The sequence below is a fragment of the Streptomyces sp. NPDC002328 genome (assembly GCF_042890065.1).
Lineage (GTDB): Bacteria > Actinomycetota > Actinomycetes > Streptomycetales > Streptomycetaceae > Streptomyces.
This window is the reverse complement of the sequence record NZ_JBIARQ010000011.1, coordinates 266408-276042: the sequence shown is the minus strand read 5'-3', so window position 1 is coordinate 276042 and position 9635 is coordinate 266408. Positions and strand designations below refer to the sequence as shown.

Genomic DNA, 9635 nt, shown 5'->3' with positions numbered 1-9635 from the left:
GGGACGGGGTATCAACATATCTGGCGTTGATTTTTGGCACGCTGTTGAGTTCTCAAGGAACGGACGCTTCCTTTGTACTCACCCGAGAGACTCTCAGGCTTTCCTCCGGGCGCTTCCCTTCGGTCTTGCGTTTCCGACTCTATCAGACCTTTTCGCGATCCGATTTCCTCGGTGCTTTCCGGTTCCCCGCTCTCGCGGTTTCCCTTCCGGCGTTTCCGACTCTATCAGATCCTTTCGGCCCTGATTCCCCGTCAGAGGGGGTTGTCTTCCCGGCTGTTGGGCCGTTCCGACGTCTCAAACCTTAGCGGATCCGTCCCGGCAAGTGCTAATCGAGTCGAGCGAGCCGATCGAACTGCCGGATCCCAATCGAATTCAATTCGAGCACGCCGAAGGCAAGCCGAATTGAACCCCGCTGGGAGATCTTGCTGTGGTGTGAGGTGCCGCTTCAGCGGCGGAGGTGCTACCGAAGAACCGTTACGGCTCCGTGGCAACCCGAAGAACTCTACGGATCGGCCAGAGGGCTGTCAAGTGGCCCCTGTCAAGATCTTTTCAGTCGAGGTCACTGAGGCGTCCGCCCGCGTCCGGCTGGGCGTGCTCCACCCGGCGCAGGAGTCTGGTGAGCACGTCACCGAGGGCCGTGCGGTCCTCGGCGCTGAGGTCCTGGAGCAGGTCCTCTTCGAAGACCGTCGCCATGCGCATCGCCTCCAGCCACTTCTCCCGGCCCTCGGGCGTCAGCTCCACGATCACCCGGACCCGGTTGTTCTCGTCCCGTTCCCGGGTCACCAGTCCCTCGGAGACCATGCGGTCGATCCGGTGGGTCATCGCGGCCGGCGTCAGACCCAGCCGCTTGGCGAGGTCGCTCGGGCCCAGGCGGTACGGAGCCCCGGAGAGGACGAGCGCCTTGAGGACCTCCCACTCGGCGTTGCTGATGCCGAGCGCGGCGGTCTGGCGGCCGTAGGCGACGTTCATCCGCCGGTTGAGGCGGGACAGCGCCGAGACGATCTTCTCGACCTGGGGGTCGAGGTCCTGGAACTCGCGCTGGTAGGCGGCGATCTGCTCTTCGAGGGTCGGCTCGCTGCCGATGCCTGTGCTGTCGGGGGTGTCGCCCATGGGCGCAAGTATCGCATGGGGCGGATGGCTTTAAAGTCCTTTGATGTGTAGCCTTTAGCTTCGAAATTTATCTTCGAAGTCTTCGGTTCTAAGTACTGAGACCGGCCATCTATCCGGTCGGCTCCTACCTGAGAGAGGTGAACGTGACCAGGGCGATGGGCGCAGCGATGCGCCGGATCCACGTGGGCAACGCACTCAGCGCGTTCGGGCTCGGCTTCACCGTCCCCTACCTGTACGTCTATGTGGCGCAGGTGCGGGGCCTCGGTGCCGTGACGGCGGGGCTCGTCCTCGCCGTGTTCGCCGTGGCCGCGCTGATCGTGCTGCCGTTCGCCGGTCGGGCGATCGTGCGGCGCGGCCCGCTTCCGGTACTGATCGCCGCCCTGGTCACCGCCGCCGTGGGCGCGCTGAGCCTCGGGCTCGCGGGCAACGCCGCAGCCGTCCTGGCCGCGGCGGGCGCTCTCGGGGCCGGGCAGGCCGTGATGCAGCCGGCGCTGGCGACGATGATCGTCGACTGTTCGACCACGGAGACGCGGTCGCGGGCCTTCGCCATGCAGTTCTTCCTCCAGAACCTCGGGCTCGGCGTCGGCGGGCTGATCGGCGGGCATCTGGTCGACACCACGCGCGTGTCGTCGTTCACGCTGCTGTTCGCGATCGAGGCGGCGATGTTCCTGCTGCTGGTCGTGGTGATGGCGACGGTGCGCGTGCCGCACGCTCCTCGGGTCGAGGGCGCTCCGTCGGGGTCGGCGAAGGGGAGCTGGAAGCAGTTGCTCGGCAACCGGGCCATGGTGCAGCTGTGTGTGCTGGGCTTCGTGCTGTTCTTCGCCTGCTACGGGCAGTTCGAGTCGGGGCTGAGCGCGTACGGGGTGGAGGCCGCCGGGATCTCGACGTCCGCTCTCGGGACGGCGCTCGCCGCCAACACCGCGATGATCGTCGTCGCGCAGTTCGCCGTACTGAAGTTCGTCGAGCGGCGCAGGCGGTCGCGGGTGGTCGCGGCCGTGGGGCTGATCTGGGCCGTGGCGTGGCTGGCGGCCGGGTACGCCGGGCTCGGGCACGGCAGCCAGGAGATGGCGACGGCCGCGTTCGTGTCGACGTACGCGCTGTTCGGGCTGGGTGAGGCGATGCTGTCGCCGACGGTCGCGCCGCTGGTCGCGGATCTGGCGCCGACGGGGCTCGCGGGGCAGTACAACTCGGCGTTCGCCCTGGTGAAGCAGTTGGCGCTGGCGGTCGGGCCGGCCGTGGGCGGGCCGATGGGGGCGTCGCTGCACGCTCCGTACATCGTGACGTTCCTGCTGTTCTCGCTGGGGATCAGCGTGCTCGCGCTGCGCCTCGGGCGGCAGCTCACCGTGGCGCAGGATCAGCCGTGGCAGGCGCGGAACCGGGTGGTCGCCCGGGGCGGCACCGCCGCGGAGCCGGTGACCGCCGAGGCGTGAGGCCGGGCAGCGGCCGGAAGTGAGAAGGGGCGGCCGTCGTCAATGGGCGACGGCCGCCTCTTCATGTCCGTCAGCCGGTGTCAGCGACGGCTCGGGGGAGGAGGAACTCGCACCACACCGCCTTGCCGCCGCCCGGGGTGCGTCTGCTGCCCCAGTGGGAGGCGATGGTCGCCACGATCGCGATGCCCCGGCCCGACTCGTCGCCGGGTTCGGCGCGGCGGCGGCGCGGGAGGTGGTCGTCGCCGTCGGTGACCTCGATGATCAGCCGGCGGTCGGTGCGGCGCAGGCGCAGGCGCATGGGCGGGGTGCCGTGCTGGAGGGAGTTGGCGACGAGTTCGCTGGTGGCGAGGACGCCGAGGTCGTGCAGGTCGGCGGGGAAGCGCCAGCTGGTGAGGACGCCGGAGGCGAAGGCACGCGCGCGTGGGGCGGCTTCGACGCCGCCGAGGAGTTCGAGGGCGGCGTTGCGGAACAGTTCGCCGTCGGGGCCGGTGCGGTTGGGGTGCTGGAGGACCAGGACGGCGACGTCGTCGTCATGGTCGGCGGTGACGCCCGCGGAGCGGACCAGGCGGTCGCAGACCACCTGGGGGGTGCCGGTCGCGCCGGCCAGGGCGCGTTCCAGGGCGGCGATGCCCTCGTCGAGGTCCTCGTTGCGCCGTTCGACGAGGCCGTCGGTGTAGAGGACGGCGGTGGAGCCGGGGCCGAGGGGGACGGTGCCGGAGGCGTGCATCCAGCCGCCGGTGCCGAGCGGCGGGCCGGTGGGTTCGTCGGCGCGCCGGACGGTGCCGGCCTCGTCGCGGATCAGGATGGGCAGATGGCCGGCGGAGGCGTAGACCAGCCGGCCCTCGTTGGGGTCGTGGACGGCGTAGACGCAGGTGGCGATCTGGTTGGCGTCGATCTCGGTGGCGAGTCCGTCGAGGAGCTGGAGGACCTCGTGCGGGGGGAGGTCGAGCCGGGCGTAGGCGCGGACGGCGGTGCGGAGCTGGCCCATGACGGCCGCCGCGCGGACGCCTCGGCCCATGACGTCGCCGATGACGAGGGCGGTGCGGCCGCCGCCCAGGGTGATGACGTCGTACCAGTCGCCGCCGACGGCGGCCTCGGTGCCGCCAGGGTGGTAGGTGGCGGCGATGCGCAGGTCGTCCGGCTGTTCGAGCTCCTGGGGGAGGAGGGAGCGCTGGAGGGTGACGGCGGTCTCGCGCTGGCGGCGTTCGCTGGCTCTGAGGCGTTCGGCGGCCTCGGCGTGGTCGGTGACGTCGGTGGCGAAGACGAGCACGGCGGACTCGCCGTCGTCCTCGGTGACCGGGGTGCAGGTGAACGTGTAGTGCCGGCCGTCGGGGGCCTTGCGCGACTTCAGGGTGCGGGGTCTGCCGCTGCGCTGGGCCTGGTCGAGGAGGGGCATGAGGCCGAGGTCGCGGAGTTCGGGGAGGGCCTCGGCGGCCGGTTCGCCCGGGTGGCGTACGCCGAAGGCCGCCGCGTAGGCGTCGTTGACGTAGGCGAGGCGGTGTTCGGGGCCGTGGACGAGGGCGACGAGGGCCGGGACGCGGTCGAGGACCTCACGGACCGGGAGTTCGTCGACCGCGGGGGCCGGGGGCGGTTCGTCGGTGAGTTGTTCGGCGCGGGCCGCGGGGACGGAGCCCTCGCCCCGTCGGTCCGCGGTGGTGATCGTGTGCTCGGCCCGCGCGGCGGCGCGGCGCTGCGTTCCGGGGAGCCGGGCGCTCCAGCGCGTGAAGTTCACGGATCCTTGCCTCGTGTAGTCGTCGGCGGCCGGCTCCGGGCCCGGCCAGGGCTCCGGGGGCCGCGCGGCGGTGACCGCACATTGTTGCAGCACCCGGGAATTGCAGCACGTGGAACAGCCTCATGGTCAGCGGGGCGGGCGGTGGCCCGCCGGGGGCTCGGCAAGCAGGACGCAGTCTGGCAGTGTGGCCGCCGTCCGGGCCGGCATTCGTCAGACGTGGGGGCGACCGGCGGAGTTCCTGGATCGGGTCAGGACGACCCCTTCGGATGGCCGGGGGACTCGTCGGAAGGTTTCCCACCGGCAGCAAGTTCGAATTCGGCGCGAGGATGTTCGAGGGAGCCGAGGGAGACGATCTCCCGCTTGAAGAGCCCCGACAGCGTCCACTCGGCGAGCACGCGCGCCTTGCGGTTGAAGGTGGGCACGCGGCTGAGGTGGTAGGCGCGGTGCATGAACCAGGCGGGGTAGCCCTTGAGTTTGCGTCCGTAGACGTGGGCGACGCCCTTGTGCAGGCCGAGGGAGGCGACCGAGCCGACGTACTTGTGGGAGTACGTGCGCAGGGGTTCGCCGCGCAGGGAGCGCACGATGTTGTCGCCGAGGAGCTTGGCCTGGCGTACGGCGTGCTGGGCGTTGGGGGCGGTGTCCTTGCCGGGTTCGACGGCGGTGACGTCGGGGACGGCGGCGGCGTCTCCCGCGGCCCACGCGTGCGTGACGCCCGCGATCGTCAGCTCGGGGGTGCACTTGAGGCGGCCGTGCGCGGTCAGGGGGAGGTCGGTGGCGGCGAGCAGTGGGTGGGGTTTGACGCCGGCCGTCCACACCACGGTGCGGGTCGGGAAGCGGGCGCCGTCGCTGAGGACGGCGACGCGGTCGGCGCAGGACTCCAGCCGGGTGCCGAGGCGGACGTCGATGTTGCGGCGGCGCAGCTCGCTGACCGTGTAGCGCCCCATGTCCTCGCCCACCTCCGGGAGGATCCGGTCGGTGGCCTCGACGAGGATCCACTTCATGTCCTCGGGAGTGACGTTGTGGTAGTAGCGCGTGGTGTAGCGGGCCATGTCCTCCAGTTCGCCGAGCGCCTCGACGCCTGCGTAGCCGCCGCCGACGAAGACGAAGGTGAGGGCCGCGTCGCGGATCGCGGGATCGCGGGTGGAGGAGGCGATGTCCATCTGTTCGATGACGTGGTTGCGCAGCCCGATGGCCTCTTCGACGGTCTTGAAGCCGATGGCGTGGTCGGCGAGGCCCGGGATGGGGAGCGTGCGGGAGACCGATCCGGGCGCGAGGACGAGTTCGTCGTACGTCAGTCGCAGGGCGCCGGTGCCCTCTTCCTGGGTGGCGAGGGTGGTGACGGTCGCGGTGCGCTCGGCGTGGTCGACGGCGATGGCCTCGCCCACGATGATCCGGCAGTGCGGCAGGACGCGGCGCAGCGGGACGACGACGTGGCGGGGCGAGACGGCGCCGGCGGCGGCCTCGGGCAGGAACGGCTGGTAGGTCATGTACGGGTCGGGCGTGACGACCGTGATCTCGGCCTCGCCGCGGCCGAGTTCCTGTTTCAGCTTCTGCTGGAGCCGCAGGGCCGTGTACATCCCGACGTAGCCGCCGCCGACAACGAGAATGCGCGCACGTTCCTTCACCATCCCATGACGCACCCGTCGCCGGAGTTTGTCCACAGGCTCGACAATTTGTGTGACCGCGGGGCGGGCGGGCCCCGGGTTGGCCGAAACATGGGCGTTCACGACGAAAGCGCAGGTCAGCGAGGGTGCGCCGGGGGGCGGGAAGGGGCGCAATCGGGACGTATACGGCCCGTACTCCGATCGGGGGGCGCTCCGTGCGGAACCTGCCCCTTCTGAATTGACTGCCTCTCAACTATGTTCGTGTGTCGACGGGGTGTCAGGGGGAAGCGCTCGTCGGGTCCGCGGCCAGCGGGTCCGGGGTCGCGGTCCCCTGTTCGTGCACCCCGGCTTTCGATGGCGGGGAGAGTCTCCGGGGGGAGACGTCATTACCGGGGGATCATTCATGCACATTCAGGACACGCATTGGTCGTCCGCGTCCGCCCTTGCACCCGGCGGCGCGGTGAGCGCGGCGGTGGGCAACGGACGCGGGGACGGCCCGCGGACCACGCCGCTGCGCGTGGACGCACAGCGCAATCTGGAACACGTACTGCGCGCGGCTCGCGAGGTGTTCGGCGAGCTGGGCTACGGCGCGCCGATGGAGGACGTGGCGCGGCGCGCGCGGGTCGGGGTCGGCACGGTGTACCGGCGCTTTCCCAGCAAGGACGTCCTGGTCCGGCGGATAGCCGAGGAGGAGACTTCCCGGCTGACCGACCAGGCACGGGCGGCGCTGGGCCAGGAGGACGAGCCGTGGTCGGCGCTGTCGCGCTTCCTGCGGACGTCGGTGGCCTCGGGCGCCGGGCGGCTGCTGCCGCCGCAGGTGCTGAGGGTCGGAGTCGCCGAGGAGGGCGCCGACGGTCCTGTCGCGGACGTGGCCCGGGTGCCGCAGCAGCGGTCCGCGTCGGTCGGCGGCGAGCTGCGGCTGGTGTCCGAGGACACCGCCTCGACGGTCGTGGACGACACGGGGGCGGCGGCGCTGCTCGACGTGGTGGGCCAGCTCGTGGACCGGGCCCGGGCCGCGGGCGAGCTGCGGCCGGACGTCTCGGTGTCCGACGTGCTGCTGGTGATCGCCACGGCGGCGCCTGCGCTGCCGGACGCGGCTCATCAGGCGGCGGCCTCGGCGCGGCTGCTGGACATCCTGCTGGAGGGGCTCCGGTCGCGGCCGGCCGTCTGACGGCGGGTGACTCGAACGGGTGAATCGCGGGGCGGGGACGTTTCGGCGCTCCCGCCCCGGCCCGTGCCTTCGCGCGCGTGCCCCGCGTGTCCCGCGCTCCGGTGTCCCGGCGGGTGCCAAGCCCCCACGGACGGGTGGAGAACCCGTCCGACGGTGTTCTGAACAAAAGCCAATATGGCACTCTGGCGCGGTAATTCGGGACCGGTTGGGCTGGGCTGGCGGCGGGGGCTTTCCGCGATGGGCGTTGACGGGCGCGACGAGTCGCTGGACGACGGTGAGGCGCGGGCGGGGGACCGGATCCGGCCGCAGGTGCCGAGCCAGGGCGGACGCACGGGCGGCTTCTTCGACAGCGGATTCGGGAGCGGTTCCGGGAGCGGTGAGGTTGCCGCTCGTGCTCCCGCGTACGAGAGCGGCGTCCCGGCCCAGCGCGAGCGGCGCGAGGGCGGCTTCCTGCCGCCGCTGCGGGAGACCCCGCCGGCCGACGCCGACCTGATCGCCCGGATGCGCTCGGGCGACGACACGGCGTACGAGGAGCTGTACCGCCGCCACGCCGACGCCGTACGCCGTTACGCGCGCACGTGCTGCCGGGACGCCCACACCGCCGACGACCTCACCGCCGAGGTGTTCGCCCGCATGCTCCAGGCGGTACGGGGCGGCTCGGGCCCCCAGCACGCCGTACGCGCCTATCTGCTCACCTCCGTGCGGCGCGTGGCCGCCGGCTGGACGCGGTCCGCGAAGCGGGAGCAACTCGTCGACGACTTCGCGGTGTTCGCGGCGCAGGCCGCCCGCTCCCCCGAGGTCGCGGGCGCCGACGTGCGCGCGATGCACGAGGCCGAGCAGTCCATGGCGATGCGGGCGTTCCGTTCGCTGCCGGAGCGCTGGCAGGCCGTGCTGTGGCACACCGAGGTCGAGGACGAGTCGCCGAGCGAGGTCGCCGTGCTCTTCGGGCTCGACGCCAACGGCACGCGCGTGCTGGCCAGCCGGGCCCGCGAAGGCCTCAAGCAGGCGTACCTCCAGGCCCACGTCAGTGCCACCCTCACGGGTGACGAGGAGTGCGCCCGCTACGCCGACCAGCTCGGCACGTACGCCCGCCGCCGACTGCGCACCCGCGCCGAACGGGGCCTGCGCAAGCACCTGGAGGAGTGCGCGCGCTGCCGACTGGCGGCCCTCCAGATCGAGGAGGTCGCGGGCAGCATCCCCGCGGTCGTACCCCTGGCAGTCCTCGGCTGGCTCAGCACCACCGGCTACGCCAAGACGGCGGCGCTGCTGGCGGGGGGCGTGGGGGTTGCGGGGGTTGGAGGTGCGGCGGGCGCGGCAGGAGGCGTGGGAGCGGCGGGCGCCGGAAGCACGGCGGGAGGCGTAGGAACGGCGAGCGCCGGAAGCGGGGCGGGGGCTGCGGGAAGCGCGGGTGCCACTGGGGCCGCGGGAGCAGCGGGGGCTGCGGGAAGCGCGGGTGCCACAGGGGGCGCGGGAGCGGCCGGGGCAGGTGCCGCGGGCTCGGGAGTGGCCGGGGCAGGTGCCGGCGCAGGCAGCGTGTCCGGTGGGGCAAGCGCTGGGGCGGCGGGTGGAGTGGGCGGGGCCGGCTCGTCCGGGGCTGCGGGTGCCGTGAGTACTACGGCGAGCGTTGGGGCGGGCGGCTCCGGGGCTGTGGGCGCTGGAGTGTCCGGGGGTGCCGCTGGTGGTGGGGGCGGCGGTGGGGTTGTCGTGGCTGAGGGGGTCGGTGGGGCCGTGAAGGCCGGTGTCGCCGCCGGGGTCGTCGCCGTGGCCGCCGTCGCCGTCGTGGCGCTCGCGCTGGTCGGGGACGACGACCCCGGCGAGCGGCCCGAGGCCGCGCCCTCCGTCTCGGCGCCGGTCGTCCTGCCGGAGGAGGCGACACCGACGCTCGTGCCTACGCCTACGCCCACGCCCACGTCCTCGCCGGCGTCCGGTCCCCTCGCGCCGGCAGGCGAGGAACCCGAGCCGGGGCCGCCGGCGATCCTTCCCGTCGTGGCCGCGACGCCCACTCACACGCCCGCCGCCGTCGAGTCCCCGCCCCCGGTGGACACGCCGTCCGCGCCCGGCCCGCAACCGCCCTCGGACGAGCCCACGCCCACCCCGTCGCCCTCAGCCACCCCCACACCCACGCCACCGCCCCCGCCAGCCCCCTCCGTCTTCCAGTTCAGCAAGCTGTCCTACGACGTCGTCGGAGACGGGTCCGGGCCCGAGATCCGGCTCGGCCGGAGCAGTTGGGTGTGGCAGCGCGGCCGACTGTCCATCGCCGAACGGCACTACACGGACGGCGTGACGGTGCACGGCGCTTCCTCGGTCACCGTCGAGCTCAACCGCGCGTGCACGGCCTACGACGCCATGGCCGGCGTGGACGATCTGACGCCGGGGCTCGGCAAGGCCTCCGCGGTCACCTTCGCCGTCCAGGCCGACGGGGTACGGCTGTGGACGTCCGACGTGGTGAACGCTGGCGACCCCGCCGTCCCCGTCCATGTGAACCTCGCCGGCCGGAGCACCGTCCGCCTGGTCGTCGAACCGCACGGCCCCCTGGGCGCGGTGGCGCTCGCCGACTGGGCGGAGTCGAGGTTCACCTGCTCGTAGAC

Annotated in this window: 6 protein-coding genes; 3 read left to right on the top strand and 3 right to left on the bottom strand. The window is 72.5% G+C overall.

Annotated elements, in window-relative coordinates; all coding sequences use genetic code 11:
* Positions 1 to 549: 549 nt before the first annotated feature.
* On the bottom strand, positions 550 to 1110 hold the full coding sequence (locus tag ACFYX4_RS26645) for a MarR family winged helix-turn-helix transcriptional regulator (RefSeq protein ID WP_389338296.1): 561 nt from the start codon (positions 1108 to 1110) through the stop codon (positions 550 to 552).
* A gap of 155 nt (positions 1111 to 1265) precedes the next feature.
* Here ACFYX4_RS26645 and ACFYX4_RS26640 point away from each other — a divergent pair, with 155 nt between their 5' ends.
* Positions 1266 to 2540 carry an MFS transporter gene (locus ACFYX4_RS26640; protein WP_389338350.1) on the top strand — a complete coding sequence of 425 codons (1275 nt, stop codon included), beginning with the start codon at positions 1266 to 1268 and terminating at the stop codon, positions 2538 to 2540.
* 70 nt (positions 2541 to 2610) lie between these two features.
* Here ACFYX4_RS26640 and ACFYX4_RS26635 read toward each other — a convergent pair whose 3' ends face one another.
* Together ACFYX4_RS26635 and ACFYX4_RS26630 are read right to left on the bottom strand one after the other, a co-directional pair.
* A complete protein-coding gene (locus tag ACFYX4_RS26635; protein ID WP_389338293.1) occupies positions 2611 to 4272 on the bottom strand; it encodes a SpoIIE family protein phosphatase in 1662 nt (553 codons plus the stop codon).
* A gap of 248 nt (positions 4273 to 4520) precedes the next feature.
* On the bottom strand, positions 4521 to 5900 hold the full coding sequence (locus tag ACFYX4_RS26630) for an NAD(P)/FAD-dependent oxidoreductase (protein WP_389338290.1): 1380 nt from the start codon (positions 5898 to 5900) through the stop codon (positions 4521 to 4523).
* Between the two features lie 379 nt (positions 5901 to 6279).
* On the opposite strand from ACFYX4_RS26630, the gene ACFYX4_RS26625 reads away from it, so the two are divergent.
* Positions 6280 to 7047 carry a TetR/AcrR family transcriptional regulator gene (locus ACFYX4_RS26625; RefSeq protein WP_389338287.1) on the top strand — a complete coding sequence of 256 codons (768 nt, stop codon included), beginning with the start codon at positions 6280 to 6282 and terminating at the stop codon, positions 7045 to 7047.
* A gap of 237 nt (positions 7048 to 7284) precedes the next feature.
* Positions 7285 to 9633, top strand: coding sequence for a sigma-70 family RNA polymerase sigma factor (locus tag ACFYX4_RS26620; RefSeq protein WP_389338284.1), 2349 nt, complete (start codon positions 7285 to 7287; stop codon positions 9631 to 9633).
* Positions 9634 to 9635 lie beyond the last annotated feature (2 nt).